Raw genomic sequence first — 26,303 nt, 5'->3', positions numbered from 1 at the left:
AAGCGCAACACCGTCGAACGCGCAATCAACCGTCTGAAAGGCTTCCGCGCCGTCGCCACCCGCTACGAGAAACGCGCCTACATCTACCTCGGCACCGTCACCCTCGCAACCCTCGTCATCTGGCTCCGAACATGATCCGCGAAACAGTGCCTAGCGGAACACCCGGACGGCACCCGGATCATCGTCCGGCGCGAGCGCCCTCACCCCGGCTCCCAGTTGTCCTTGTTCGATCTGGACGAGGGCATGCGCCACCAGGCCTTCCTCACCGACGCCCCGCACGGCGAAGGCTCCTTGCCGCATCTGGAGGTCCGCCACCGGGCGCACGCCCGCGTCGAGGACTGCATCCGCTGCGGAAAGACCACTGGCTTCGGACGCTTCCCCTCCCGCCGCTTCCAGATCAACGCCGCCTGGCTGGAGCTGTCCCTGACCGCCGTCGATCTACTCGCCTGGGCTCAGACCCTGTTGTTGGGCGGCGAGTTGGCCTCCGCCGAGCCGAAGAAGCTCCGCTACCGGCTGCTGCACGCAGCCGCCCGCATCACCCGTGGAGGCCACCGCCTCCACCTACGGATCGCCGCCGGCTGGCCCTGGCGGCATGAGCTGGCGAACGCTTTCGCCTGCCTCGCGGCCCTGCCGAGGCCAGCCACCTGACCAACGGCGCTGCTTCTGCCCACCCACGACCCGAGGAACCCCGGAGCACCCGACCCGAGCGCCAGGCCTCCAGCCATGCCCACCCGCCGACAGCCATGACCCTCCACAGCCAACCCAGCTCGCCGACCCAACCGAAACGGGGAGGTTGGGCGGGCAGGGACCATACCCGCATGCCGGGACAGGCGATTCAGAGAATCAGGCCGTCAGATGTAATAACCACTACTCTCCAAGCCCTTGGGTGTCCAGGTTCAAGTCGAACGGCGCAGGCAATCGAATCAGCGTGCCATACGGGTGCGGCCCGTCGGCTCGCGTATAGCCGAGCTGGCCCGGCTCTGAGTACAAGGTCAGGCTGCGCTCCTGTCGGTCAACCAGCAGGAAGAGGGGTGCACCGTACTCGGCGTAGCGTTTCCTCTTCACCACACGGTCCGTTTCGCCGTTGGACTCCGAAGTCACCTCAACGATCAGGAGCGTGTCTTCCGGCAGGAGAGCGCCGGCGCCCTTTGCTGCGGCAGCGGGGACTACTGCAATATCCGGTACGTACCAGTTCGATGACCCAGGGAGATCCAGGTTCCCTGAACCCGTAACACAGCCGAGCTCGCGGGCGCGTGGACGGATTTGATCACGGATCGCCTCTGCGGCCGCTTCATGGTCCCAGGTCGGCGACACCGGCTCGATAACCCCTTCCACGATCTGGGCACGGTCACCCTTGATGCGTTGAACCGCATACTTCAACGCTCGCTCCGGGTCCACGCCGGCGTTGTAGTCGGCAGGCGCAGTCGTCATGCGACATCCTTCCACTGAGCAACTGCCAGGCTGGCCAGTTGAGTCCTCCACAAGATCAGCTGATCATGAGCCACTCACGGAACGGCCCACTGGTCCAGCTGAGTCTGCGCCAGAACTTGTGACGTTGGACGCCGTCTGACACGCACGGACGCCGCCCTGACCCAATCTAGTAGATCTGCCAGATCTGCTCCTTAAGAACGCTGTGCCTTTTACGACCAAAGCTCCTCCGCACTGGGCAAGGGCATGGGGAGCAGCGCAAGTCGACTTGCGCTTCCTACGACTGGAGACCACCCCCGCGTGCGCGGGGAGCAGGACTCAGCGAAGGAACCCTCAGGAAGGAGGCCAACCGGAGTACACCGGAAACGTGCCGTAGCCCGCTGTGATCAGCCCCGGCGGCGGGCGGCCGGGTCGGATGCGGCGACGTGGGCCGCAACCGAGTCGACGCCGGGGCGGGCGTACCGCTCCAGGGAGCGGACGGAAGCGTGCTGGGAGCGGGCCGGCAGCATCGGGGTGGTGGAGGTGCCCCGCTCGGCATCGTGCGTCAGCGCGGAGTGCCGTAGCCGGTGCAGCGTGAAGCCCTCCAGCTCCTCGACGTCTTCCTTGCGGGCGAGGGGGTTGGCCAGCAGCCGGGTGTTCTCCTCGAAGATCTCCTCCGCCCGGCGGTAGGACAGGCGGGCCCGGCCTGTCTCCTCTCATACGTCCAGCGTCGCGGTGCCCGCGGGCGCCTTGCGGCCGGTGAGGAAGAGCGGGCCGCGGGTGCGTCCGGCGATCAGCCGGGGCAGCAGCTGGGCGGTGCCGGACTGCCAGTGAATCCACTCGGCCGCCCCGCCCTTCGATGTGACCTTGCCGCGCTTGTCCTGCGGGTGCAGGTCTTCCACGTTCAGGCACAGCACCTCGTTGGCTCTGGCCGCCGATTCATAGAGCATCTTCCAGAACGTCTTGTCTCTCAGCCCGGCGTCCAGCCGCCACAGGGCGGCGATCTGGTTCTCGGCGAGGGCCTTGGTGCGGTCGGGCGGTGCCGGCCGCTCGATGCCGATCGCCGGGTCACAACTGATCCAGTCCTGGCGCTGCCACCAGCCGATCGCCTTGCGCGCGATAGACAGCTCCCGGTTGACGGTGTCGGCGTCCCTCTCGTCCGCTCGCGCCGCCGCCAGCTCGGCCAGTACCTCCGGCAGCGCCGGGTCGGCAGTCGCGAATGTGCCATCCGCCGACGATTCCGCTCCGGATGGCCTCAGCCCACCGCCTTCTTGACGAGCGCGCTGATGCGCTGTTCGTCGGCTGCGGTCAGCTCCTGCAGGGCGTAGGCGGTCGGCCACATGGCGCCGTCGTCGAGTGCCGCCTGGTCGCTGAAGCCGAGCGTGGCATACCTCGACTTGAACTTCTGCGCGCTCTGGAAGTGGCAGACGACCTTGCCGTCTCTGGCGTACGCGGGCATCCCGTACCAGAGCTTGGGCGCGAGGTCCGGGACGGCGGCCTTGACGATGGCGTGGATCCGCTCGGCGAGGACCCGGTCCGCCTCCGGCATCTCGGCGATCTTCACGAGCACGTCCCGCTCCGCCGCCGCTTCCTTCTCCGCCCGGGACGAACCGCGCCGAGCCGCCGCCTTCTTCTCCTCGCGTGCGTGCTCCTTCATCGCGGCCCGCTCCTCGGCGGTGAATCCGTTGTACTTCTCGGTGGTCGTGCCGGAGTCCTCGGCGGGCGGCTTGGTGGACGGCATGGCAAGTTTCCTCTCGTACAGGGTCAGGCGGGGCGGGAGTGCGGGGCCGGGAGTCAGGACGGCGTGGGGGCGAGCGACGCGGCAGCCTCCCAGGCGAACCCGTCCGGGTCAGTAAAGGTGTCGGCGGTGCTGCCGAGGACGATGCGGTGCGAGCCGGTGCCGTCGGCGGGGACGCCGAGGTCCTTGGCAAGGGCACGGTGCTTGTACAGCGCCAGCTTGACGGGGCTGGACTGACCGGGGGCGAACTCGGCGTACTTGCCACCGAAGCTCTTGGCCACGGTCAGGCCCCGGCCGACGTAGAACTGCTTGGTGGCCTTCACGTCCTCGACGCCGAGCAGCAGGACGACCTCGTCGATCTCGCGGGTGGCGGGGCCGGTGTCCCTCTTCACCGAGGTCGCGATCTTCCAGATCGTCCCGTCCGGCGCCTGGACGACGCTGCCGTAGCCCCACAGCGATTTCGCGGCGGGCTTCAGCACCGTGGCACCGGCGTCCACGGCGGCGCCGACGAAGCTGTCGACGGTGGCCGGCCCGGACACCGTGAGCGCCAGGGTAAAGCCGCGGAATCCGGTGGAGTGCGCCTCGGACGCCCGCAGGCGTATGTACGTGTCCACGCCGAAGGCGCTGTAGAAGCAGCGTGCGGCCTCGGGGTCGGCCACCTCAAGGGTGACGGACGCGAGGGACGTGTTGGCTGCGGTGGAAGTGGTGGTTGCCATGACCATCACGCTAGGGGCTGCGCGGCGTCCGGGGCTTCTCGATTCCTGACCGGTCTTGAGACGTGTTTCGCCACGCACGCCGGCATCCCCTCCACCTTGATCGCCGACCCTGCATCGCGGGCCGTACCCGCAGCATCGGCATGGTCGGCCGCCGCATCCGCCGCCTGGCGCCGGAAGGCCCCGGGCGGCATGCCGACCAGCTCGTTGAAGCGGGTGGTGAACGTGCCCAGCGACGCGCAACCGACCGCGAAGCAGACCTCGGTGACGCTGAGTTAACACCGCCGCAGCAACGCCAGCGCCCTCTCGATGCGACGTGTCATCAGGTACGTGTACGGCGACTCACCGTAGGGGGCCCGGAACTGCCGACTCAGGTGCCCGGCGGACATGTTCACATCATGGGCGAGCGCCCCCACATTCAGCGGCTGCGCGTATTCCCTGGCGATCCGGTCGCGGACGCGGCGCAGCGGCGGGTGTGCTGCTGGAGCGTGGCATCGGTATCGAGGCCGGCATCTGGTCGGGGACCGACGGGCCCCGCCGGCTCCGTACCTGGTCACTGGCCCACCGGGTGCTGCGCGTGCTCGCCGAGGTCATCGAGACCAGTCCGGGCACGGCAGCGGTCACGGCCGCGGCCCTGGTGCGGGAGCTCGGGGAAGATCTCTCGGTGCCTCTGCTGCTGCACGGTGAAGACGGCGGGGCCTGGCCCGTGCTGCGAGCGGCAGCCGCCCTGGGACTGGACACCAGGATCGGTTTGGAGGACGTGCTGATACTGCCGGACGGCTCGGCCGCAGAGGGCAACGCGAAACTTGTGCAGACCGCGCGAACGGTCCTCGACGAGCACCGCACCCGGCAATTCTGACCTCACGCAGGGATTACGCAACACCGGCGGGGGAGGCGGATCACCGGCCGGTGTGCCGTACCCCGGACAGCCTTACTTGATGGGCCCGCCGGCCGAACGCCCACGGGGCCAGGGAGCTCCGCCGCTCCCTGGTCCCGTTCTGCTTCTCGGCCCTGAATGCCGCGCAGCAACCCCGCAACCGGCAGCTGCTCGAGGAAGCCGTCGCCGTCGCCCTTTCCGGAAGTGAGTGCGGCATGGTCCGTGCCCTGACTGTCCAGCCGCCTTCGTCGGGCCGCGTTACTGGCAAGAGCGGTATGCGCATCGAAAACCGCATCCGGCTCACCTTTACGGCCGGCCGATGGCTCTGCATGGACAAGGGGCCTTCGTTCGGCGCGGTCTTGGCCGACCGTTCTGCCTGAGGCGAAGGCTTCCGTGTCTGCCCTGTCAGCGATGATGAGTACCGAACAGGGGGAGAGATGGCGCAGCTGTCGCGTGGGGGCATCCGGCAGGAGCAGGGAGCCGCACCGTCGTCGGTCTCGATGGCTGTGCTGTGGATAGAAGGCTGTGGTCTGTTACTGGCGATGCCGCTTTTCGGAGTGGTGCCAGAGGCGAGGACAGTCTTTGTCCTGCCCGTGATTCTGCCGGCTCTCCTCTTTGCCGGCTCGCTGATAACCGCCGCATGCGTGCTGCCTTCTGTTGCTCTTGGGCACTGGCTCGAAAAGCGCTGGGGCAGTGGAAGGCGCTGGTGGTGGGTGGCAGCCGCAACCATGCTGGTAGCACTGTCCGCAGTGGGCCTGTCGCTGCTGGTGGTGGCTCTGTACGGGCAAGGCGCTGCGCTCGGCTCTTGGCGGGAAGCTTTCGGCTGGCTCGGGTACGTGGCGGTCCTCTTCTGCGCATCCCTGCCGGCCACGCTGGCCGCGCACATGACGGTTCTGCGCGCGGACGCCGGTCGCCCCATACGGCCTGTCGGTCAGATCCTTGGATACGGATCGCTCGCGTTGTTGACGGAGTCCGTGGGGGTCCTGGTGGTGTGGACGGCATTTGGCTGAAACGGCCCGACCGACAGGCCGGAGCACGGACCAAGTGCAGAACTCTCACTTGCCTGCCCCCGGCCAGAGGCAGTCACGAACCAGGCTTTTCAGGGACGTTGCAGAGACGGGCGCTTGCCTATGCGTTCGGCAGTGGGTTGCCGGTTGTGCACGTGATGGATGGCCCCGGCAAGGCCGGGCTGGATGGGCAGCCATGACCTTGAGATGCCCGCAGCCTTCGCACTGTCCGCCGCCTGACCTCACGGCATCGAGCCGGTGGGACAGGGCGTGAGGGCGCCAGGGGCGGCGCCAGGCAGTCTGCGTACGCGGCTTTCCTCTGGGTGGCGTATCCCGATTCGCAGGGCAGGGCGCGGTGGTCTCTCATCGTCAGAGGGCGTGGGCCCCGTTGACTGGCTTCGCCTGGAGGGCGCACCGATGTACGACATGCACGCCGAGGCGGAAGGCGACCTCGATGGCCTGGTCTGGCACGTGATCAGTAAGGAAGTGAGGACCAGCACTCTGTGCGGACGGCACCTGACGCCCCAGCGTCACCTTCCCCCGGCAGGTGGTGGCGGGACAGCGGTGGAGCGTTACTGCTCTTCGTGCATGACTGCGGTCGGTTCGGCCATCAAGGGAAACCGCCGGCCGCCGACGCCCGCGTAATCCGTACTACCGGGCATAGGAGAGCACTGCGCCGCGCCTGGCGCCCCCGAGACCGGTGGCTCCCGGGGGAGTTCTCACAGGGAGCGGGCGATGCCTGGAGGCACTGCCGGGCAGACGTCGTTGTGTTGGCAAAGCCGGGAGCCGGGTCTTCTGCGTTGCCAGGTGACGGGGGCTAAGGGGGACTCGCTTACGGTTCGACGATGTGCCGGAGGTAGGCGTGCGGGTTGGCGAGGTAGCGGCGCCAGTGATCCACAACGCCGAGCTCCCGCCAGGCGACTCTCCGCATACCGTGCTCACCGACCTCGATGATGTCCGCGCCCGGCAGTGCGGTCAGCAACGGGGAGTGCGTGGCACAGATGACCTGGCCGCCCTCCTTGGCCAACCGGTCGATGTGCCCGATGAGCTCGAGGCACGAAGTGAAGGAGAGCGCTGCCTCCGGCTCGTCGAGAACGTAGAGCCCGGCGTGAAGGAACTTCCCGCGGAACGCCGCAAGAAAGCCCTCACCATGGCTGACATGGTCCGGCGCGAAACCCTCCCTGCCCAGGGCATCCAGCGCGGTCTCGGCGCGCAGGAAGAAGCCCTTGCGGGCTGACCAGCTGGTGACCATACGGCGCCCGCGCCCCGGGGCAGCGTCGAATTTCATACGCTCGCCGAGGGCCGACTTGCCGCGCGCCGAGACGTAGCGCCAGTCGTGGGAGCCGCCGTAGGAGTCCAGACCGAACCCCTCCGCCAGCGCCTCGACCAGGGTCGACTTTCCCGAGCCGTTCTCACCGACCAAAAAGGTCACCGGTGCGGTGAACCGCAGCCCTTCGTCGAGCAACTGCCGGACGCAGGGCACCGACCAGGGCCAGGCTTCCCCGTCGTACGAGAAGAGATGGGCATACGCACGTTCGATAATCACGCAACCAGTGTCGCCTGGACTGGATCCCGTGGAGGCGGGGACAGGTTTCGTGGCGGCACATGCCTCTCCGTCAGCTGCTGTACCGCTGCCTTGAAACGCAGCGGCCAAGAGGCATCGGCGCGGGCAGGCCCGGGCCGAGGCGACATATCGGTATGAGCCTCGCATGACCCGCCGGGCTCGGGGTAGGGCTGCGGGCGTGAATCGCCCATGGACCATCGCGGCAGAGTCTGCACACACACTCACCACTACCCCACCGGCCGTCGCACCGGCCCTGCCGCGCCAACCGTTCGGGACGGTGGCGATAGACCTCCTGCCGTGGGAACTGCGCGTGGGCGACATCGTCCCCTTCGACGACCACATCGGCAGGCCGATCGCCGACATACATGCCGTCGGCCCCGGCCACCGCGCCCGACGCCTCATCCTCCCCGGCCTCCCAACCCTGACCACACGACACAAGCTGCGCGTCTACCGCGCCACCCAGGCCCTGAGCGCCTAGCCAACCCGGTCGTCCGGCAACCGCACTGCGCTCGTCAGCACGGCCGGCAGCGAGCTCTTGGACGAGCCGGCGGCAGCCGCCCACGACGGCAAGCTGTAGGTGATGCACCGCCGCTGATCCCGGCGTGCGGATCGGGGCAGGGCGCACGACGTCCGGAGTAATGATCTGCTTGGCGTAGCTGGGACCTGTTTCACGTCGTTGGAGTGGTGAGAGACCAGGAGCAGCCGTTCCTGGTCTGCACCGACTGCGAGGACCTGCCCGATGCCGCTGTCCGACCGCGCTCTGCACCAGGCGGACCTTGGGAACGATGCCCCCGCCTTTCGTCTGACGCCGAGACAGCCGGCTGAACGCGCCGCCGCGCTGGCCGTACGGGACCTGCTGTCCCGCCAGCATGCGCAGGGCTGGTGGAAGGGCGACCTCAAGTGCAGTGTGACGAGTGACGCCGAAGATCTGCTGCTCCGGCAGTTCCTCGGGATCCTGGATGAGGGGACCGCTCACGCCGCTTCCCTCTTCATTCGCGGTGAGCAACGGGAGGACGGCACCTGGTCCACCTTCCATGCAGGGCCGGGTGATCTTTCCACCACCATCGAGGCGTATGCAGCCCTGCGGCTTGCCGGACATGCTCCCAAGGAGCCGCACATGGCCCAAGCGGCGTCGTGGGTACGCGACCAGGGCGGCATCGCGGCCAGCCGGGTCTTCACTCGCATCTGGTTGGCGCTGTTCGGCTGGTGGAAGTGGGAGGACCTGCCGGCCCTGCCACCCGAGATGATCTTCATGCCGAAGTGGTTCCCGTTCAATATCTACCGCTTCGCCTGCTGGGCCAGGCAGGCCATCGTCCCGCTCACTGTCGTCTCCGCACTGCGCCCCGTGCGACCTGCCCCGTTCGGCCTTGGCGAGTTGCACTGCGAGGCGAGCGCGCCCGGGCACACCGGGCGGCATGCGCCGACGGGCGGTCGGGGCGGGCTCGTCCTGCGCGTCGACGGGATGCTCCACGCGTATCACACGGTGGCGCCGCGCCGGTTGCGCAGGGCAGCCATGAACAGGGCGCAACGATGGATTGTTGAGCGGCAGGAGAGCGACGGCTGCTGGGGTGGCATTCAGGTGGATGCCACGTACTCGTTGATCGTGTGCCACGGCGTTCGAGGCGGTGTGGGAGCGCGGCATCCCGCACGAGAAGTACACCGTCCAGGCGCCCTGAGCAGCCCGTGCCCGTCTCTCCATCGTCCAGCGCCCAGGCGGCCCGTGAGGCGCTCGCAGTGCGGCTCACGCACCTGCGCAAGGGCGTCGGCCTCACCGGGAAGGAAATCTCTGTCCGGTGCGGCTGGCATCCGGCGAAGACCACCCGCATCCAGAAGGGCGACGCCGGGCCTTCGGACACCGACATCCGCACCTGGTGTTCGGCGTGCGGCGCCGACGACCAGGCCGACGACCTCATCGCCACCGCCCGCGCCGTCGCCTCCGACGTCCGCCGCCATGCGCACCAGTTGCCCGAGGACAGCGGGCCCAAAGCGCTCGCCGACGTCGTCTTGCGCGAGGCAGAGGGCCGGCTGTCCGTGACGATCGAGGGCACCGTGCGCTGTGTCCAGAATCGTGCCCGCCTCGTCCGCGCCCTCTATGAACGCCTGGACCGTCTGAAGGCTGCGCCCGACCCCGGGGCCGTCTGACTTTTCGCCCGCCGCTGGGATGAGATGCCCTGCCGTTCAGCAGGGGGCGGAGGCGCCATGGCCGGGGCCCGGTAGACCATCCGCCACGTATACGGGCGGTTCAGTCCCGCGGCGGCGGAGCTGTTATTCCCGCGGCGGCTCCCGTCTCCCGGGCCGGGCCGCGTTCGGTGAACCAGTGAGTGCGTACCGCGTCCATCGGCCCTGGTTCGCCGAGCGCGTCCAGGCCCCAGTTGGCCAGGGCGTCGATGACCTGGCGCAGTGCCAGCCCGCGCGGGGTGAGCCGGTACGCCGCCGCACTGGCGGGCCGCTCCAGGCGGTAGCGCTCGACCAAGCCGTCGCGCTCCAGTTGCCTGAGCCTGCCGGCAAGGACGTCGGTGGAGACGCCCGGCAGATCGGTGTGCAGTTCGGTGTACCGCCGGGGGCCGTGCAGCAGCTCACGGACGATCAGCAGGCTCCAGCGTTCCCCCACCGCGTCCAGCGCTCGGGCGACGGCGCAGTACTGATCGTAGCTTCGGTGCGACATGGATCCAGCATAGCCAAAAGGTTGGACTTTCCAAGTAACCACTTGGTAGAACAAAGCAATCAAGGCGGCGCGGATGATGATCGGGAGGCCACAGATGAGGTTCCGGCAGTCCAGAAAACTGAAGGACGTGTGCTATGAGATACGCGGTCCGGTAGTCGATCAGGCCAACGCCCTTGAGAAGGCTGGTCACAGCGTGCTGCGGCTGAACACCGGCAACCCCGCACCGTTCGGCTTCGAGGTGCCGGAGGAGATCCTCCAGGACATCATTCGCAACCTGCACAACGCCCACGGCTACAGCGATGCCCGGGGCATCCTGCCCGCCCGGCGCGCGGTGATGCAGTACTACCAGCAGCGGGGCGTCACGGGCGTGACCGTCGATGACGTCTACCTCGGCAACGGTGCCTCCGAGCTGATCCAGATGGCCGTGCAGGCACTGGTCGACGACGGCGACGAAGTACTTGTCCCCGCACCCGACTTCCCACTCTGGACGGCCGTGGTCCGGTTCGCCGGGGGCCGGGTCGTGCACTACACGTGCGACGAGGACGCGGACTGGTTCCCCAGCCTCGAAGACATAACCGCGAAGATCACCGATCGCACCAAGGCCATCGTGGTCATCAACCCCAACAACCCGACCGGCGCGGTCTACTCCAGGGAACTCCTCGAAGGCATCCTCGAACTGGCCCGTCGGCACGGGCTCATGGTGTTCGCGGACGAGATCTACGACAAGATCCTCTACGACGACGCCGAGCATCACTGCCTGGCCGCGCTCAGCGAGGACGTGCTCACGCTCACCTTCAATGGCCTCTCCAAGTCCTACCGCGTGGCGGGTTTCCGCAGCGGCTGGCTGGTCGTCTCCGGACCGAAGGAACAGGCTGGGGACTACCTGGAAGGCCTGACCATGCTGGCCGGGATGCGGCTGTGTCCGAACGTGCCGGCCCAGTACGCGGTCCAAGCCGCGCTCGGCGGACATCAGTCGATCTACGACCTCACGCTGCCGACCGGCCGACTCACCGAGCAGCGGGACGTGGCCTGGCGGGCGCTGAACGACATCCCGGGCGTGAGCTGCGTCAAGCCCAAGGGCGCGCTGTACGCCTTCGCCAAGCTCGACCCGAACGTGCACAAGATCGTCGACGACGAGCGGTTCGTGCTGGACCTGCTGCTGCGCGAGAAGATCCACGTGGTCCAGGGCACCGGATTCAACTGGCCCCGCCCGGACCACTTCCGGCTCGTCAGCCTGCCCCACGCGACCGACCTGGAGACCGCCATCAACCGCATCGGCCGCTTCCTCGCTACCTACCGTCAATAACCGGGCCCGGGCTCCAGCCCGGCTGATCGCCGTCGTAAGTCGTCGACCTGCGATGTGCCGGGTTCGTGTCAGTGGAGTGGCTGGCAGTGAGCCTTTTCCATCCTCACGCTGACGCGTGGTGGAGGACGGGGATGGCCTTCACGATGTCGGTGATCCGGTTGGTGCTGCAGCGGAGCTTGCGGAGCAGGCGCCAGCCCTTCAGGACGGCCATGGCCTGCTCGCCGACGCACCGGATCTTGGCGTGGCTGCTGTTGTGTCGTCGCTTCCATCGCTTGAGCCGGCGGCCAGGCCAGGGCAGGGGGACCCGGATATGCCGGCCGGTGCCTTGGTACGCCTTGTCTGCCCGGCATTTCAGTCCCGCGGCGGCGAGCGCGTCGACGATCCCGTGAGTTCGGGCGGCCGTCAGGTCATGAATGGAGCCCGGCAGGGCGGCCGAGGCCCAGAGCAGTCGGCCGAACGGGTCGGTGAGGGCCTGCACATTCATGCCGTGCCGCTTGTGCTTCCCCGAGTAGTACGGGGGGTCGGCGGCGATCCGGTCGATCGGCAGCAAGGTGCCGTCCAGGATCACGAACGCCTTCGTCCGGGCCGTCTCCATCGCTTCGGCCAGGGACGGTGCGAGGGCGGCCAGGACGTCGATCGCCTCGCGTATGTACCGGTATACGGTCGCGATGCCGATGCCGATGCCGAACCCGGCGGCGAGCTCGGCGTAGGTGTCACCGCACCACAGGTGGGCCAGGGCGAGCAGGGCCTGGCGGCCGGCGGGCAACCGCCGCCACCGCGTGCCGATCTCCCGCCGCCTCGCGGTGAGCTGTCCGGTCAGGTGCCGCAGCGTGCGGCTGGACAGGTCGATCGACGACGGATGGACAAGCACGAGAAGCTCCTGGCGGACACAGGTGATCTTGGTCGAGAACCCGTCTACCAGGAACTTCGTCGTTACGTACAGCCCGTTGACCCCCAACAGCTCGGCATCGTGGTCAGGTTGGAAAAGGCTCACTGCCTTTGTGGTGGAGTTAGCCTCGAAGGGTGATTACTTGCGTGGTTGAGTACGTGATCGATCCGGTGAAGATCGAGTCGTTCGAGCGTTTCGGGCGCCGCTGGATGGAGCTGGTTGACCGTCACGGCGGCACACACCACGGATACTTCCTGCCGGCGGAGGGCGCCAGTGACAAGGCGTTCGCCCTCTTCAGCTTTCCCAGCCTCGCCGCGTACGAGGAGTACCGGACCCTGTTCGGAAAGGACCCCGACTTCATCGACGCGGACCGCATCAGAGACGAGAGTGGCTGCGTGCTGCGCTACGAGCGCACCTTCATGCGTCCCCTGCTGCCCGGCTCCTCATAGCCAATCCCACCGCCCCCCTCCTCGCCCTCGTGGCAAGATGCCGACATGACGATCACTGCCCGAAAGGGCCATGCCGCGTAGGCGGCCGGGCGCACTGCGCGCCCCTCACCCCAAGCTCTACGCATTGCACCAGCCGTACCGGATCGACCGGTTGTCGCCGCGGACATCCGCCACTCTGCGCCGGGTCGAGCGGGAGACGGACACTGAAGACGTGTGGCCCGGGGCCACTGAGACAGCCCTGTACTGGTGCCGGCGGCTCCTCGCCAGGCCAGGCCGGTATCTCGAGGTCCCTTACGCTGTGTGCCCGTGCCCTTCAGACAGCCTGGAAGACGTGACCGAGGCCAGGGACGTGCTGGAGCGGGCGGTGGTACTGCTCCCCGTCCCGGCGCGCCGGGAACTCGAGGCACTTCTCGCTGTGCTCGACGCGGATCTGTGGCGTCGGACCCTGCCAGATCCGTTCGCGTTCCGTGATCCCCGACGTAGAGCTGGCGGCTGGTGGCATCACAGGCTTCGAGGAGACCGGCCATTCGGATAAGGCCAGAGCCCAGGCATACTGACCAATATGGACAGGCGCAGCGCACGGCGGTGGACACTGATGGCCGACGGGGAGAGGTTCGAGGTCACCGAGCGTCCTGACGAGCTGGGCACATATGACTTCACCTGGCTGTCAGGCCCCAATCCCGGGTACGGCTTCACTTCCGCTGTGCAGCCGGCCAGAGCCCTGAGTGAGCCGGAACTGCAGGCGTCAGCCCGGGACTTCTTGAAACAGGTGGACCCGACCACCGGACATATCGAGTAGCCGCTCACCCACTCCTACAGCGGGCCCCACGGTCCTTCCGGCTGCGCCTCCAGGGTCGTCGGGCAGGGGAGCGCGGCATGGGGGCAGACGGGAGGAGTGGGCGCGCCACCCGATGAACGGTATGGATTGGGGTACACGGGCCTGTATGGCACCGAAGACTGAATCCCTGATGTCCCTGCGGGCCGTGCGGCAGCTGCGCCGGGTCCGCACCTTCTACATGGCAGGTGTCCTGCTGTGGGCGGCCGCTGTGGCCTGGACGGGATGGACTCATCCCGGGAGCCGGCAGATGTGGGCCTCCCTGCTTCTCCTGGTCGTCTTCACCGGTCTGCTCGCCACTGCCTCCCTGTGGCTGTACCGTCTTAAGGCCGCCGAAGGGCACAAGCCGGCGCATCACGCCGCACCCCGACGGGCCGTTGCTCCACGCCACGTAAACGCCTGAACCCCCGCAAGCCCGCAGCACCCCTACCCCTGTAGCCGGCCTGGCCCGCGTCAGCGGGCCACAGGACTGAAGGCGCAGCCGAAAGTCCCCCTGGCGGGGGAGCGCAGCGGAAGACCGGCCATGGGGCTGTCAGTTGCCTGTGTGGTCGTGACATGTGAAAGCCGTTTGACTCGACCGCCCACCGCTTGGGTATGGGGGTGAATCTTCTGGTCCTGGGGGTTTGGGCGGTGATCTCCAAGTCTATGCCGAGAGTGGCTGCGTGTTCAATCTGGCAGGGTGTCGGGCATGGACCTCTCGCCGTTCCTGCAACGCAAGCTTGCCCGCCGCTTCGCCACCTTCGACACCAACCATGACGGCTATATCGACCGCGCCGACTTCGAGTCGGCCTGCGACCGCCTCGCCGCCGCCTTCCACCTCGCGCTCCAAACCCCCGCGCTCAAGCACATGCGGGAGCTGAGCGACGGCCTGTGGCAGCACTTGTCCCAGGCCGCGGATACCGACGGCGACGGGCGCATCAGCCTCGCCGAGTACCAGGCGGCGTTCGCCGCCGGGTTGCTGGTCACGCCCGCTTCCTTCGACGCCGGGTACGTGCCGTTCCTCGATGCGCTGATGGACATCGCGGACCAGGACGGCGACGGGAAACTGACCCGGGATGAACAGGTCCGCTGGTCCGGCGCCCTGATGGGGCTGCCTGAAGCGGACGCTCGCGAGGTCTTCGGCCGCCTCGACCGGGACACCGACGGGCTGATCAGCCGCGACGACATGCTCCAGGCAATCCGTGAGTTCTACTTCAGCGAGGAGCCCACCTCCACCGGCGTGTGGCTGCTCGGACCACTGGACCCCGCCTAGAAAGCAAACCTGTCGCCCGGACAGGGCGAAAACAAGGCCCTGAGCAGTCCCCAGACGCTCTGACTTCCGTTGCGGCGCCGGGTGGGTGCCGCGCGGTGTGGCAGGGGCTGCTCTACGGGCCCTGATCTGTCACCGGGTGCGCCGGATGCGCGGGCGTGCCCAGCTTCAGAAGCTATCGATCTTCAGACGGCTACCGCGAGATCGGCCCGGATCGCCTCGGGGCAGACGATAGCGCGGCTCCGTGCGCCTCTGGAGGTTTTGAACCGCAGTCGCACCTCCAGCGCCCCCCTCACGGGCGGTTTGGCATGCGGAGCAGGTCAAGGCATGCCGCAGGACAGTGACACTCGGATGGCTGCGGGGGATGACCTGGCCATCGGGGCGGGAGCCGTCCGTATGCCTTCCGTCGATCAGAGGAGAAGCATGGCCAACGAGCTGAAGTACGGCGACCAGATCCGCCTGCAGAACGGCTACAACAGCTGGGCGGGCGGTTACCTGGACACCAACGGCCACAGCAGCGACGGCGGGGCGAAGTACGGGGTGTCGACGGCGGACTCGCCCACGCGGGGAGAAGGCACGGGAACCTGGCAGATCCTCTCCGCCGATGGCAAAGCCGTTGGCGCCAACGTGGTCAGCGGGGACCTGGTCTGCCTGCGAAACCTCTACGGCGGTGACGGCGGCTACCTCGACACCAACGGGCACGCGACCTCCGACCAGAAGAACAGCGGCGGCAAGTACAACGTCTCGACGTCCAAGGACCAGGACCGCGCCCCCGGCACCGGCCGCTGGCGCCTTTTCGCCCAGGCTTCCAGCCCCGGTGACCAGCATGTCCGGCCCGGCGACGTGATCCACTTGTGGAACACCTACGGCGACAACGGCGGTTTCCTGGAGACGAACGGAGGCGGACCCACCGGCGGCAAGTACGACGTGTGCACCAACGCCTACTACAACCGGGCCCAGAACGTCGGCGACTGGAAACTCCACCGCGCCTGAGCCGGCACCGGCGCCGCTCACCACCCGCGGCCCATTCGGCACCTCACAAGGGCAACACCGCACTCGCCCTGGCACTAACGGGCCAGGGCGAGTGCGCGGCCTTTGATCGGGAGGCACCACCGTGCGGTGGGACCACGACTGACCCCTCATGGCTTTCCGGCGAAGGCCGGGGGCTATCGACTTCCTGCGGAGCTTGGGTAGCAGTGATCCGACCGCAGTTGGGGTCCGGATGCGCTCGACGAACGGTCCCGTTCCGCGAAGGACGCGGTCTTGCTGGGCGGCGATCCGGGGGAGCGGCGAACCAAGGAGTCCCCGGCCGTCGTCGCGCTCGCGGAGATCCTGTTCACGGGCCGCCAGGTTTGCCTGCACGTGCTTTTGCCCGCCCGGTCCGCCACCGTCCGCGCGGGCAGGTTCACTCCCGCCCCCGGGGGACAGGGATCACGCAGCGACTGAATGGAACGTCTGTCAGGAATGGGGTCGATCACCGTGTTCTCGTCCGGTCCTCTGCTGGTGTCGACCACAGACTTCGGCTGGGGAAGTATCGGGAAACTGCGGCTGATCCTGGATGAACTCGACGGCGTCGACATCCTGGTGGACGACGTGTCGAACACAGCCGATCTGGCCGCCCAGGTCGTCGGCGGACGGCACCGGTTCGTCCACGGCTTCGGCGTACCGGCGGCCGCGGCCCTCGTGGTCAACGATCCCGTGTCCGCCGACAGGATCGCCCGCTCCGGTACACCGGTGGTCTACGTCGACAGCCTGCCTTACCTGTGGACCACCGACGCGGAGGTACCGGTCGCGGCACGGGTGTACTGCGCTCAGCGCCGCCCCGCGGGCGTACCGGCGCCGACCAGCCCCCTGCGTCGTGTTACCGACGTGCGCTGGGTGGAGCCGATCGTGCCGCCGCCGCAGTGCAGAGGGGGCGGCGCCGGGGCGGTGGTCAACGTCGGCGGCCTGCACAGCCACCTGGCGGGCGACGCCTCCGACGCCTACCTGCGCGCGGTCGTGATCCCCCTGGTCGGGGAGCTGACCCGTGCCGGGCACAAGGTCGCGGCCGTCTGCGGAAATCTGCCGGCATGGGCACGCACGGAACTGGCCGCCACCCTCCCCGACGAAGTGCGCATCGGAGCCTTGTGCGCGTACGACTTCGAGGCCGCCCTGCTGAGGGCGGACGCCCTGTTCACCTCGCCCGGCAGCACGACGATCCTCCAGGCGGCTTCAGTGGGCCTGCCGACCACGTTGCTGCCACCGCAGAACATCAGTCAGATCCTCAACGCCGAAATCTTCGGCGTCCCTGGCGCAAGCGTCATCGCCTGGCCCCACTCGGTGATCGACCGTGCCCTGGTTGACGAACTGCGGCCGGCCGGTGAGGACGCCGTGCTGGGATACGTCTGCCGGCAGATCACCGAGCACTCCGGGCGCCCGGCGGTACGCGCCGCGCTGACGGAGCGGTTCCGCGCCCTGACGGCTTGTACCGCCGCATCGGACGGCCTCTCGCCCCACCTGCGGGAACTCGGCCACGCAGGTGCCCGCCAGGTGGCCCGCGTCGTCCGGCAGGCGATCGCCTCACCCTGGCCCACGGATGACTAGGAGCTGTCCGGCCGATCATGGTCGTGGGTGGTCCGGCATGATGCCGGAGTGAGCATTATCGTCGAGTTCTTCGCGGCTCCGGATGACGCGTCAGCGGCTCTGGCTCTTCAGTCCGGGCCGCGACGCGCATTCGAGTCGCTCTCCTTCGGTAACTTCGATCCCGAAGAAGCTGTGGTCGAGTGGGAGTTTCTTCTGGCCGGCGGCAGCTTCGAGGAACTCGTCGAAGCCGGTGAGCCTCGTCTCGTCGCCGGCCAGGACGATGACGGGTGCGTCGTCTTCGCGATCTCTCCTCGCCTGTCCGCCGCACTCGCCGGGGCCGAGCGGTCCGAGTTGAAGGATGCCGCTGTCGCGTGGTCCTTGCAGCGGGCGGAGGTCGGCGAAGTCATCGACAGGGAGATCGCCGAAGTGATCCTGAGTGATCTGGCCGCTCTCGTCAGCAGCACCCGACGCCAGGGCCAGAACGTCTACTGCTGGGTCGCGTAGAGGCTCACGTTCGAAGCCAGATCGCGACGGACGCCGCGGTGGCGGTGCCGAGGAAGACGTAGCCGCGCTTGTCGTAGCGCGTGGCGACCGCCCGGGACTGTTTCAGACGGTTGATCGCTCGTTCGACGGTGTTGCGTTTCTTGTAGCGGTCCTCGTCGAATCCGGGCGGCCGTCCGCCGCGTGAGCCTTTCCGCAGGCGGGCGGCCTGGCTGTCGGTCTTCTCCGGGATCGTGTGGCGAATACCCCGCCGTCTCAGGTACTCGCGAACAGGACCGTTGCTGTATGCCTTGTCGGCCGCGAGGCTGTCCGGCTTCACGCGTGGCCTTCCCGGCCCGGATCGGGGAACGCGGATCTTCTCCAGCACGGCGATGAACTGGGTGCAGTCCGCCCGCTGACCTGGAGTGACGATCAGGGAAAGCGGGCGGCAATGGCCGTCCGCGCTCAGGTGGAGCTTGCTGGTGAACCCGCCCCGCGAACGGCCCAGGCCCTCACCTCCAGCACCACCTCCACCAGGCGGGCGACCAGGCTCTGCCACGGCGTCTCGCCCTGGTGTTCCCTCTCTTCGGCCCCCTTTGATGCGGGTGCCGGCGGTGGATCGGTACGGGCGCCGGCCGCATGTTGGTGTGCGCGGACGATGGTGGAGTCGACCGAGATGTCCCAATCGATCTCGCCCGCCTCGTCGGCAGCGGCCTGGACCTGCTGGAGCAGACGTTCCCAGGTTCCGTCGCCCGACCACAGGCGATGGCGCTCGTAGACGGTTTTCCACGGGCCAAACCGTTCGGGCAGGTCACGCCACTGCACCCCGGTCCGCACCCGGTGCAAAATCCCGTCGATCACCTGCCGGTGATCCCGCCACCTGCCACAACGCCCGTTGCTGACCGGCAGGAACGGCCGCAGCCGTTCCCACTCGGCATCACTCAGATCACCCCGCCCCATGTCCACATCAACGACCCAGGCGCAAAGCAGTCACATGATCGGCCGGACCTCCTAGCCGTTCATCTGCAACGCCATGCTGCCGGTGTCCGGGCCCAAACCGTGCCGCCCCCGTAGCCGCCCGTCTGTCCTCACTCACTACACGCTGGGTGCACGGCTGTACCGGTGATCACCGAAGGCTGAGACGGTAAGCGTCGATGACGGCTTTCTCCTGGTTTCGAACCGACGGGTGGGCTGGCGAGGATGGCTGCGGGGCGGTGACGAGAAGCGTGGTGGACCTGTCGTCGGTAATGCCTGCCGCCTCGAGTTGGGCAGATCCTGGCGTCCGGCCAGTGAACGGTCTTTGGGCCAGGTCGGCCGCCTCCGAAGGCATCAGGCGGGGCATTTCGAGACGAAGCGCATATCATGAGGAAAAGGCTCTGTCGGATGTGAGGGTGGGGTCTTGTTCTGCCCTGTGTCCACCGTCCAAAAGGCTTGGTCCCGCTGCTGAGACTCGGGGAGAAGCTGTGTCCCAGACCGGTCCTGTCATCGACGAGTTGCTGGCCTCCGCGCGCCAGGTGTCCGGAGAATTGGTGACCCGGCTGCTGGGGAGCGACGACGCCCCTACGGTTCGGCTCGGTCGGGCCATCCGGTCCTTGCAGAGCGTCCCGCTCGAGCCGCCGAAGACCGACGCCTGTGACGGGACGCGTGTGGCGGACCCGGTGACTCACGATCCCGCGTGGTGAGTGCCCGCGGGAAGAGGGCGGCTGTCCCCAGAGTGCTGGTCGCCGATCTGGACGGGACCCTGCTGGGCGGGAGCCCGCACGAGCGGCAGCAGCTCTTCGACGTCCTGAACCGAGAACCGGGCATCACCGTCGTCTTCGCGACCGGCCGCAGCCTGACTTCCGTTCAGTCCCTCCTGCGCGACGATCCTCTGCTGCCGCGCCCGCAGTGGATCATCGCTGACGTCGGCTCCAGCGTCATCGACGCCAAGCGCCTGGTGCACGCCCACGCCCTGGAGGCGCGGCTGCGCGCCGGATGGCCCGGCGCCGCACGGGTCCGGGCGGCGCTGGAGGCGTTTCCGTACCTGGTCTACCAGGAGCAGGTGCACCAGGAAGGCCGCTGCTCGTACTACCTGCGACCCGAGGACCTGACCGACGAACTGATCGCAGCGGTCAGGGCGCTGGGATGCTCATGGTCTTACGCCTCCGGTCGATACTTCGACGTCCTGCCTTCCCGGGCGGCCAAGGGATCTGCGCTGCGACTGCTCGCCCATACGCACCGCTGGCCCCGCCAAGCGATACTCGCCGCCGGAGACTCCCTCAACGACCTCTCGCTGTTCCGCCTGGGCACACACGCGGTCGTGGTCGCCAACGCAGAACCTGCCCTGATCGCGCAGGCCCCAGCCAGTACCCGCGTCCACCACTCGGCCCTCGACGGAGCAGCCGCCGTACTCGAAGGGCTGGAACGCCTCGGCTGGCCTATGAGGCGCTCGGTGGTGATCGGCTACCACCGCCCACCCGTACGCTGGGCCAATGGCGTCTGGCAGGCGCCCTCCAGCCCCAACGGCATCCTGCCGACCCTGCAAGCTGCCCTGACCGACGAGGGCCTGGGCGCCGTGTGGGCCGCCGCCCACGTCGGCGAAGCACCGCCGCCACCCCGGCCGGCCGCCGGCGGCCCGACCCTGTCCCTCCTGCCGATGCCGCCCGACCGCTGGGCCGGCTACTTCCACCGCACGTGCAAAGAGACCCTCTGGCCGGCCCTGATGTCTCAACCCGGCCTCATCCGGCACCAGCCTGCGCACTGGGCCGACTACGAAGCCGTCAACACCGATTTCGCCCGTCACATCGCCTCCCTCGCGGAACAGGACGCCACGGTCTGGCTCCACGACTACAACCTCTGGCTCGTACCCGCCGTCCTCAAAGCCGGCCGCCCCGACCTGACCATCGGACTCTTCCACCACACCCCCTTCCCCCCACCCGACGTCTTCAGGCGTATCCCGGCAGCTGACCAGTTGCGCGACTCCCTTGCCTGCCTGGACTGGGCCGGCTTCCACACTCCCGACTCCGCCGACAACTTCCGCCGACTCCTTGCCGGCACCGCGGTGCCCGCCCCGCACATCGGCGTGCACCCCCTGGGCATCGACCGCCGCGCCGTCACCCACCTCGCCCGCGCCCGGGCCGGGACGCAGCCGCACCGCGAGAACGACGGACCCCAGCTGGTGCTCTCCGTGGAACGTCTCGACTACGCCAAAGCCCCCATCCACAAGATCCGCGCGCTGAACACCCTCCTCACCGAAGAGCCCGCACTCCGGCAACAGGTCCACTACCGCCTGATCTGCCCCCCGCCCGAGCCCGGCATCCACGCCTACGACACGACCCGCATAGCGCTCGAAGACGCCATCACCCGTATCAACCACCGCTGGAGCACGGCAAACTGGCAGCCTGTCGACTACATCCCCCACAACCTCGACTTCTCCGAAGTCGTCGACCACTACCTCGCGGCGGACGTGTTCTGGGTGACATCACTCGCCGACGGCATGAACCTCACCGCGCAGGAATACATCAGTACCCGTCACGCGACCCGCCGCCCGGGCGTCCTGATCCTCTCCCGCCACGCGGGAATCGCCCAGCACCTGGGCACCGCCGCTCTGCTGACCGACCCGTTGCTCCCGCACGACCTGGTGGACACCCTGCGTGCAGCGCTGACCATGCCGGCGGACACACGCGCCACGCACCTCACCCGGCTGGCGGCCCTGCTGGACACCCCGGCCCCCACCGACTGGGCGGACACGGTCATCTCCGCCATCCGCGCCAGCGCTGCCCCGCGGACAGGCCGGGCCGGCCGCAGATGGAGGCCTGTGGGGACAGGCGGGTGATCTCGTTGATGAGTGTGGGGAGAAGGGGCATCCGAGCTGGATACGAGCGGGGACGGTACACCGTCACAGCTTGACGTTGAACGTCAAGCGCAGAGCGCGAGCCAAGAACCCTTCAAGACCTGAGTGGCCGTTTGGCAGTGTGGGCCGGTCACCTCTCTTGATCTCAACCGTGCTTGAGGTAGCACCATCGTTCGCATGAACACGGAATCCACGGCGCACGCCGCAGACATAGAAGCCGTCAAGCAGGTCGTTGCCACCGTCGAGCACTCCCAGCAGCACAAGGACCCCGACGAATTCCTCGCCCTCTTCCACCCCGACGCGGTCTGGACGACGGCCCACGGCAAGGTTCTCATCGGCCTCGAAGCGATCTCGGAGTTCACCCGGAAGGTGCTCCCCGCGGCCAGCTGGGACGGCAAGGTCAGCTACGAGGTGGTCCACGTACTCTTCATCCGCCCGGACGTCGCGGCGGTCAAGGTTCGTCAGCGCTACCTGTCCCCGGACGACGAAAGCGAGGGTGCTCCGCTGTACGTGATGACCAAGCAGGGCGACGGCCGCTGGCTGCTGACCGCCTGCCAGAACACTCAGGTCGTCACCGGCTGATCTCTTCGGACGGACTGGCTGCGCGCATGAGGCGAGGGCGTCCAACATCAGTGTGTGAAGACAGAGTTGGACACCCTCGCGACCGCACTCTATGGGAGAACCGATGACCTGCTGAAGTCGTCTCCGCATCTGGCACCTTGGCGGCCGACCGTGGGGATCGCCCTGCGGCTCACCGACGCCGAGCTGGTCACGCTGGCAATGATGCAGGCCGTACCCGGCTTCACCTCCGAGGCCAGGTGGCTCCGCCATGCCCATTCCCACCTGCGACATCTCTTCCCGTACCTGCCCAAGCAGCCCGGCTGCAACAAACGGCTACGCAAGGCCGCCGGACTGCTCCGCCGGGTCCACCTGGCTGCCTGGCCACCGACATCTCGGCGTGGAGCGACGATGTGTGGATCGTGGACTCCACGCCGGCGGAATGCGGCCGTTCCCGCGAGACCGTCAAACGCTCCGACCTGGCCGGACGGGCCGAGTACGGCTACTGCGCCAGTCACAGCCGCTTCTTCTGGGGTCTGCGGCCGCACCTGGTGTGCACTCTCCAGGGCCTGCCCGTCGCCTTCGTCCTGACCGGGGCCAAGGCCGACGAACGCGAGACCCTGCTGGCCCTCCTCGCCGCCGAATCGGGACTCGTCACCGCCCGGCCCGGCCAGACGCTGATCGGCGACAAGAGCTACTTCGGCCGGGGCTTCGAACACGAACTGGCCGAGCAGGACATCCGGCTGCTGCGGCCGGCCCGCAAAGGCGAGCCGGAACGACCCGGAGTACCCCTGCTCAGGCCGTTGCGGCAGGTCATCGAGTCGGTCAACGAGACCTTCAAGGGCGGACTCGATCTCGAACAGCACCGAGGGCGCACACCCGGCGGTGTCATCGCCCGCGTCATGCGGCGCATCCTCGCGCTCACCACCGCGATCTGGCACAACGACCACACCGGACAGCCAGTCCTACGCTCACTGACTGCCTATGATCACTGCCCCCTTGGAATCGATCATCTAGCCTCAACGGCATTGGCCCCCACCCTGCGGTCAGGGTGGGGGCCGGTCTCATGTGCGCGGCAGACGGTCAGGCCGGGGCGATGAGGACGCCGGGAAGGTCACCGGCCTTCACGGCGCCCTGGTCGATGGCCACGCCCGTGCAGGCGCCTACGGCGGTGAACACCAGCTCGGGCAGGCGCTCGCCATGCTCCTCGAAGTACGCGACAACTTCTGCCTCACTGGCCTCAGGCATCGACGGGAACACCGCGCCTGCGGCGCTGAGGGCGGCATCGAGGGCCGGGGGGCTGAAACGGTTGGCGGTCAGGCAGAGGATCTCTTCGCCCTCGCAGGGAAGCATCGACTCGACCTTGCCTTGGTAGCCGGTCGTCCAGGTTGCCGTGCCCCAGTCCTCCAGCACGTACGTCCACTCACCGCACGTGCCGTACATGGCGCGGTTGAGGTGGGGGGAGGGCTGGCCCGGCTGCCCGGCCGGTGCGTGCAGTTCCTTGCACGGGGTGCGCGCGGCTAGCTCGTCGAGGTCGGCGCCCAGATTGATGAGAAACTCGTCCGTCTCCACGCCTCGGGCCAGGGTCAGCGAGATGCCACCGAGCATGCCGGGCACGGCCGATGAAGGGGTGTGGTGGTGTGCGCCTATCCAATCCAAGCGATGCCGTCACTCATGCCGGTCAGAGTACCGGCCGGTACTGACGGCGGTCCTGGCGGTGACAACGGCCCGGACTAGCGAGTCAGAACAGACGTTGGTCAAGGGGTGCCTTTTCACGGTGGCCCCGGCCCGTACGCCTCGCGCGTGCGAGCCGGACCTGTCACCGATCCGGCCGCGCCGGCCGGAGGATCCCGAGGACGCGATGACCACCGCCCCCACTCACGGAGGTGGAGAAGACCGTGCCCGGCTTGGAGCAGGCGGTGGGCGTGATGCGGACGCAGGTCAGGCTGCGGAAGTTGGACCGCCGGTCATCTCCCCGGCACGTCCGCGGTTGCCGCGGGCGTGCCGGCTACGGGTGGTTGGCGAGCGTACGGGTGACGTCGAGCCGCGCCCTCTCGGCCGCCCCGGGCCCGTACCGCGGTCTGCTGCCGGCCTGGTCGCGGCCCGGCTCGGGCTGCGACCAGGCCGTGGAGAAGTCCTGCCCGCGACACGACGCGGTGGGCTCGGTGGCCTGCGGCCGCACCCCGCCGCGTCGTGTCGCGCGCCCTGCGCCCGCCGTGCAGGTAGCCGCGCCCGGCCGCCCCAGCCACTGTGCCGCGCCGGTCGGGCAGTCCCGCTGTTCATCAGTGAACAGCCTGTACGTCCGCCATCCCGCCGCCACCCGGCCGCCCTCGAGCCGTGCCGTAGCTCGTCGGCGGCAAAACCACGGGCGATCGTCGGTAGGCTGCGGCGGTGCGCACAGTCGAGCTCCTGTTGGACGAGGCGGCGGACCTGGCGGTCCGGGAGGCCTGGCGGCGGTTGGCGGACGCGGGGCTGCCCAGTCAGGCGCGCCACCGTTCACCGACCAACAGCCCGCACCTCACCCTGGCCGCCTGCCGGGAGCTGACCGCCCCGATCCGCTGGGAGCTCGCCGAGGTGGCCGCCGCCCTGCCGCTGCCGGTGCGGTGCACCGGTGTGGTGCGCTTCGAGCGGCCCACCTCGGTGCTGGCCTGGGCGTTGGACCTCGACTTCGCGCTGGCCAGCTTGCACCGCCGGGTGTGGGAGGCGGTGGCCTCGGACAGCCCACTCGAACACCTCAACCCCTTCCACGCACCCGGGCGCTGGAGTCCGCACATCACTCTCGGCCGGACCCGGCGGGCCGGAGCTTTCACCAGCCGGCGGGTCCCTGAACTGCTCCCCGCACCGCCGCTGTCGATCCGGCTCACAACCCTGCGCAGCTACGACACCGAGACCGGTGCCTTGGAGGTGCTGGAGCCCCGCACCTGAGCTTGTTCTTTAACCTCTGCCCCTACCTGGTGCGCCTCCTTTAACGGGGGGTTCATGGCGGCCTGATCAGACACACTGGTTCGGTGCAGCATGATGAAGAACAGCCGTTGTCCGGCGGCAATGTCAGCGATGGTGTCGTTCGAGTCGGAGATACCGTCCGCCGTCCGACCGGACCGTGGACTCCCGCAGTGCACGCCTTGCTCACGCACCTGTACGAGATGGGATTCCGGGCGGCGCCTCGTCCTCTGGGCATTGACGACCAGGGGCGCGAAGTCCTGACCTTTGTGCCGGGACATGTGGTGTGGCCCGACCGGTTCTCTCTGGTGGAGCCCGCTCGGCAACTGGCTCGCGTGGCACGACTGGTCCGGGACTTCCACGATGCAGTGCAGGACTTCACGCCACCACCCGACGCGCACTGGCAGGTGCTGATCCCCGCCGAGGGCAGCGACATCATCGCCCATCACGATCTGGCCCCATGGAACCTTGTGGTCGCAGACGAGTCCCAGTGGGCCTTCATCGACTGGGACACCGCCGGCCCCGGTTCCCGCCTGTGGGACGTCGCGTATGCCATGCACGGGTTCATCCCTTTGTCCGCGCATCCTGACTGGCAACGCCGCGACGCGGGAGATCGACTGCGAGTCTTCGCCAACGCCTACGGCCTCGATGAAGCCGAACGCCGTCGGCTGGCCCCTCTGCTAGGCCGTGTATCGAAAGTGGATCTTGAGCTGTGGATGATCTCGGTTCATGGGGCGGGGAGATCTTACGGATGAGCAGTGGGCTGTGCTGGAGCCGTTGTTGCCGAAGAGGATGAAGGTGGGTCGGCCGCCAGTCCGGTCCCGGCGGCAGCTGATCGACGGCATACGGTTCCGGGTCCGCACCGGGGTGCCATGGCGGGACGTGCCCGTCGAGTACGGGCCGTGGGGCCGGATCTACGACCTGTTTCGCCGGTGGCAGCGAGACGGCACCTGGCACCAGGTTCTCACCCAGCCCCAGGCCCTGGCCGATGCGAAGGGCGCGATCGTGTGGGACCTGAGCGTCGACTCCACTGTGTGCCGTGCCCATCAGCATGCGGCCGGAGCCCGCAAGCAGAGTGACCTGCAGAAAGAACCACCGGGCGGTGTCTTCGACGAGCCCGATGATCACGGGCTGGGGTGAGGTTCCCCCCGCGAGCTGGACGGCTTGATACTGGGACAGATGGTCCTGGAGGAAGCAGTCACAAGTAGTGAGCACGAAGAGCAATATGAGTA

The 26,303-nt window shown here is 68.1% G+C and carries 25 protein-coding genes and 9 pseudogenes; 21 read left to right on the top strand and 13 right to left on the bottom strand.

Going from position 1 to position 26,303, the window contains the following annotated elements; all coding sequences use genetic code 11:
* Positions 1-135: pseudogene (locus ACWD0Y_RS29890) on the top strand (IS5/IS1182 family transposase); the annotation flags it as partial.
* A 27-nt stretch (positions 136-162) separates the two neighbouring features.
* A pseudogene (locus ACWD0Y_RS29885) lies at positions 163-648 on the top strand (transposase); the annotation flags it as partial.
* 219 nt (positions 649-867) lie between these two features.
* Here ACWD0Y_RS29885 and ACWD0Y_RS29880 read toward each other — a convergent pair.
* The 6 genes and pseudogenes from ACWD0Y_RS29880 to ACWD0Y_RS29855 all read right to left on the bottom strand — a co-directional run bounded on the left by ACWD0Y_RS29880 (position 868) and on the right by ACWD0Y_RS29855 (position 4,325).
* Positions 868-1,431, bottom strand: coding sequence for a Uma2 family endonuclease (locus ACWD0Y_RS29880; protein WP_450263427.1), 564 nt, complete (start codon positions 1,429-1,431; stop codon positions 868-870).
* 383 nt (positions 1,432-1,814) lie between these two features.
* The gene (locus ACWD0Y_RS29875; protein WP_450263426.1) at positions 1,815-1,937 is read right to left on the bottom strand and encodes a PmrA; all 123 of its coding nucleotides are present in this window, start codon (positions 1,935-1,937) and stop codon (positions 1,815-1,817) included.
* Positions 1,938-2,123: 186 nt separating this feature from the next.
* A complete protein-coding gene (locus tag ACWD0Y_RS29870; protein ID WP_450263425.1) occupies positions 2,124-2,747 on the bottom strand; it encodes a hypothetical protein in 624 nt (207 codons plus the stop codon).
* Positions 2,663-3,148: an iron chaperone gene (locus ACWD0Y_RS29865; protein WP_450263424.1), complete on the bottom strand. Its 486-nt coding sequence runs from the start codon at positions 3,146-3,148 to the stop codon at positions 2,663-2,665. The genes ACWD0Y_RS29870 and ACWD0Y_RS29865 overlap by 85 nt, the downstream gene beginning before the upstream one ends.
* Before the next feature lie 53 nt (positions 3,149-3,201).
* Positions 3,202-3,867, bottom strand: a complete 666-nt coding sequence (locus tag ACWD0Y_RS29860) for a glyoxalase (RefSeq protein ID WP_450263423.1) — start codon at positions 3,865-3,867, stop codon at positions 3,202-3,204.
* A pseudogene (locus ACWD0Y_RS29855) lies at positions 3,867-4,325 on the bottom strand (helix-turn-helix transcriptional regulator). The gene ACWD0Y_RS29860 and the pseudogene ACWD0Y_RS29855 overlap by 1 nt, the downstream one beginning before the upstream one ends.
* A gap of 8 nt (positions 4,326-4,333) precedes the next feature.
* Between ACWD0Y_RS29855 and ACWD0Y_RS29850 the strand changes: the two are divergent.
* Positions 4,334-4,717: a 3-keto-5-aminohexanoate cleavage protein gene (locus tag ACWD0Y_RS29850; protein WP_450263422.1), complete on the top strand. Its 384-nt coding sequence runs from the start codon at positions 4,334-4,336 to the stop codon at positions 4,715-4,717.
* A gap of 455 nt (positions 4,718-5,172) precedes the next feature.
* Positions 5,173-5,745 carry a hypothetical protein gene (locus ACWD0Y_RS29845; protein ID WP_450263421.1) on the top strand — a complete coding sequence of 191 codons (573 nt, stop codon included), beginning with the start codon at positions 5,173-5,175 and terminating at the stop codon, positions 5,743-5,745.
* A gap of 829 nt (positions 5,746-6,574) precedes the next feature.
* Here ACWD0Y_RS29845 and ACWD0Y_RS29840 read toward each other — a convergent pair.
* Positions 6,575-7,288 (bottom strand): AAA family ATPase, encoded by a 714-nt coding sequence (locus tag ACWD0Y_RS29840; RefSeq protein WP_450263420.1) that lies wholly within the window; start codon positions 7,286-7,288, stop codon positions 6,575-6,577.
* Positions 7,289-7,583: 295 nt separating this feature from the next.
* Between ACWD0Y_RS29840 and ACWD0Y_RS29835 the strand changes: the two genes are divergently transcribed.
* The 3 genes and pseudogenes from ACWD0Y_RS29835 to ACWD0Y_RS29825 all read left to right on the top strand — a co-directional run.
* Positions 7,584-7,784, top strand: coding sequence for a hypothetical protein (locus ACWD0Y_RS29835; RefSeq protein ID WP_450263419.1), 201 nt, complete (start codon positions 7,584-7,586; stop codon positions 7,782-7,784).
* 261 nt (positions 7,785-8,045) lie between these two features.
* Positions 8,046-8,909: pseudogene (locus ACWD0Y_RS29830) on the top strand (squalene--hopene cyclase); the annotation flags it as partial.
* 80 nt (positions 8,910-8,989) lie between these two features.
* Positions 8,990-9,244: pseudogene (locus ACWD0Y_RS29825) on the top strand (helix-turn-helix domain-containing protein); the annotation flags it as partial.
* Positions 9,245-9,548: 304 nt separating this feature from the next.
* On the opposite strand, the gene ACWD0Y_RS29820 reads toward ACWD0Y_RS29825, so the two are convergent.
* Entirely contained in the window at positions 9,549-9,971 is a 423-nt protein-coding gene (locus ACWD0Y_RS29820) for a winged helix-turn-helix transcriptional regulator (protein ID WP_450263418.1), read from the bottom strand.
* A 94-nt stretch (positions 9,972-10,065) separates the two neighbouring features.
* Here ACWD0Y_RS29820 and ACWD0Y_RS29815 point away from each other — a divergent pair, with 94 nt between their 5' ends.
* Positions 10,066-11,277, top strand: a complete 1,212-nt coding sequence (locus tag ACWD0Y_RS29815) for a pyridoxal phosphate-dependent aminotransferase (protein ID WP_450263417.1) — start codon at positions 10,066-10,068, stop codon at positions 11,275-11,277.
* A 103-nt stretch (positions 11,278-11,380) separates the two neighbouring features.
* Here the strand turns inward: ACWD0Y_RS29815 and ACWD0Y_RS29810 are convergent, their stop codons facing one another.
* The gene (locus ACWD0Y_RS29810; protein WP_450263429.1) at positions 11,381-12,148 is read right to left on the bottom strand and encodes a transposase family protein; all 768 of its coding nucleotides are present in this window, start codon (positions 12,146-12,148) and stop codon (positions 11,381-11,383) included.
* A gap of 152 nt (positions 12,149-12,300) precedes the next feature.
* On the opposite strand from ACWD0Y_RS29810, the gene ACWD0Y_RS29805 reads away from it, so the two are divergent.
* The 3 genes from ACWD0Y_RS29805 to ACWD0Y_RS29795 all read left to right on the top strand — a co-directional run bounded on the left by ACWD0Y_RS29805 (position 12,301) and on the right by ACWD0Y_RS29795 (position 13,853).
* A complete protein-coding gene (locus ACWD0Y_RS29805; RefSeq protein ID WP_450263416.1) occupies positions 12,301-12,615 on the top strand; it encodes an NIPSNAP family protein in 315 nt (104 codons plus the stop codon).
* 562 nt (positions 12,616-13,177) lie between these two features.
* Complete coding sequence (locus ACWD0Y_RS29800) at positions 13,178-13,414, top strand: hypothetical protein (protein ID WP_450263415.1); 237 nt, start codon at positions 13,178-13,180, stop codon at positions 13,412-13,414.
* Positions 13,415-13,559: 145 nt separating this feature from the next.
* Positions 13,560-13,853, top strand: coding sequence for a hypothetical protein (locus ACWD0Y_RS29795; RefSeq protein WP_450263414.1), 294 nt, complete (start codon positions 13,560-13,562; stop codon positions 13,851-13,853).
* Between the two features lie 169 nt (positions 13,854-14,022).
* On the opposite strand, the pseudogene ACWD0Y_RS29790 reads toward ACWD0Y_RS29795, so the two are convergent.
* Positions 14,023-14,121 (bottom strand): annotated as a pseudogene (locus ACWD0Y_RS29790) (IS5 family transposase); the annotation flags it as partial.
* Positions 14,122-14,138: 17 nt separating this feature from the next.
* Between ACWD0Y_RS29790 and ACWD0Y_RS29785 the strand changes: the two are divergent.
* From ACWD0Y_RS29785 to ACWD0Y_RS29770, 4 genes are all read left to right on the top strand, one after another.
* A complete protein-coding gene (locus ACWD0Y_RS29785) occupies positions 14,139-14,702 on the top strand; it encodes an EF-hand domain-containing protein (RefSeq protein ID WP_450263413.1) in 564 nt (187 codons plus the stop codon).
* 420 nt (positions 14,703-15,122) lie between these two features.
* A complete protein-coding gene (locus ACWD0Y_RS29780; protein WP_450263412.1) occupies positions 15,123-15,692 on the top strand; it encodes a hypothetical protein in 570 nt (189 codons plus the stop codon).
* Between the two features lie 471 nt (positions 15,693-16,163).
* The gene (locus ACWD0Y_RS29775; RefSeq protein ID WP_450263411.1) at positions 16,164-17,282 is read left to right on the top strand and encodes a hypothetical protein; all 1,119 of its coding nucleotides are present in this window, start codon (positions 16,164-16,166) and stop codon (positions 17,280-17,282) included.
* Positions 17,283-17,330: 48 nt separating this feature from the next.
* Positions 17,331-17,765 (top strand): hypothetical protein, encoded by a 435-nt coding sequence (locus ACWD0Y_RS29770; RefSeq protein WP_450263410.1) that lies wholly within the window; start codon positions 17,331-17,333, stop codon positions 17,763-17,765.
* A gap of 4 nt (positions 17,766-17,769) precedes the next feature.
* Here the strand turns inward: ACWD0Y_RS29770 and ACWD0Y_RS29765 are convergent.
* Positions 17,770-18,701, bottom strand: a pseudogene (locus ACWD0Y_RS29765) (IS5 family transposase).
* Between the two features lie 718 nt (positions 18,702-19,419).
* Between ACWD0Y_RS29765 and ACWD0Y_RS29760 the strand changes: the two are divergent.
* The 3 genes and pseudogenes from ACWD0Y_RS29760 to ACWD0Y_RS29750 form a co-directional block, all read left to right on the top strand.
* Positions 19,420-21,555 carry an HAD-IIB family hydrolase gene (locus ACWD0Y_RS29760; RefSeq protein WP_450263409.1) on the top strand — a complete coding sequence of 712 codons (2,136 nt, stop codon included), beginning with the start codon at positions 19,420-19,422 and terminating at the stop codon, positions 21,553-21,555.
* Between the two features lie 195 nt (positions 21,556-21,750).
* Positions 21,751-22,155, top strand: coding sequence for an SgcJ/EcaC family oxidoreductase (locus ACWD0Y_RS29755; RefSeq protein WP_450263408.1), 405 nt, complete (start codon positions 21,751-21,753; stop codon positions 22,153-22,155).
* Positions 22,156-22,209: 54 nt separating this feature from the next.
* Positions 22,210-23,123, top strand: a pseudogene (locus ACWD0Y_RS29750) (IS982 family transposase); the annotation flags it as partial.
* Positions 23,124-23,214: 91 nt separating this feature from the next.
* Here ACWD0Y_RS29750 and ACWD0Y_RS29745 read toward each other — a convergent pair.
* Complete coding sequence (locus tag ACWD0Y_RS29745; RefSeq protein WP_450263407.1) at positions 23,215-23,739, bottom strand: hypothetical protein; 525 nt, start codon at positions 23,737-23,739, stop codon at positions 23,215-23,217.
* Positions 23,740-24,139: 400 nt separating this feature from the next.
* On the bottom strand, positions 24,140-24,313 hold the full coding sequence (locus ACWD0Y_RS29740; RefSeq protein WP_450263406.1) for a hypothetical protein: 174 nt from the start codon (positions 24,311-24,313) through the stop codon (positions 24,140-24,142).
* Positions 24,314-24,522: 209 nt separating this feature from the next.
* Between ACWD0Y_RS29740 and ACWD0Y_RS29735 the strand changes: the two genes are divergently transcribed.
* The 3 genes and pseudogenes from ACWD0Y_RS29735 to ACWD0Y_RS29725 form a co-directional block, all read left to right on the top strand.
* Positions 24,523-25,056, top strand: coding sequence for a 2'-5' RNA ligase family protein (locus tag ACWD0Y_RS29735; protein ID WP_450263405.1), 534 nt, complete (start codon positions 24,523-24,525; stop codon positions 25,054-25,056).
* A gap of 107 nt (positions 25,057-25,163) precedes the next feature.
* On the top strand, positions 25,164-25,826 hold the full coding sequence (locus ACWD0Y_RS29730) for a phosphotransferase enzyme family protein (RefSeq protein ID WP_450263428.1): 663 nt from the start codon (positions 25,164-25,166) through the stop codon (positions 25,824-25,826).
* Positions 25,801-26,208 (top strand): annotated as a pseudogene (locus ACWD0Y_RS29725) (IS5 family transposase); the annotation flags it as partial. The gene ACWD0Y_RS29730 and the pseudogene ACWD0Y_RS29725, both read left to right, overlap by 26 nt.
* Positions 26,209-26,303: the final 95 nt, after the last annotated feature.

The organism is Streptomyces altiplanensis (genome assembly GCF_053591575.1).
Note: the sequence above shows the minus strand (reverse complement) of the source record. Positions and strands in the feature narration are given on the sequence as shown.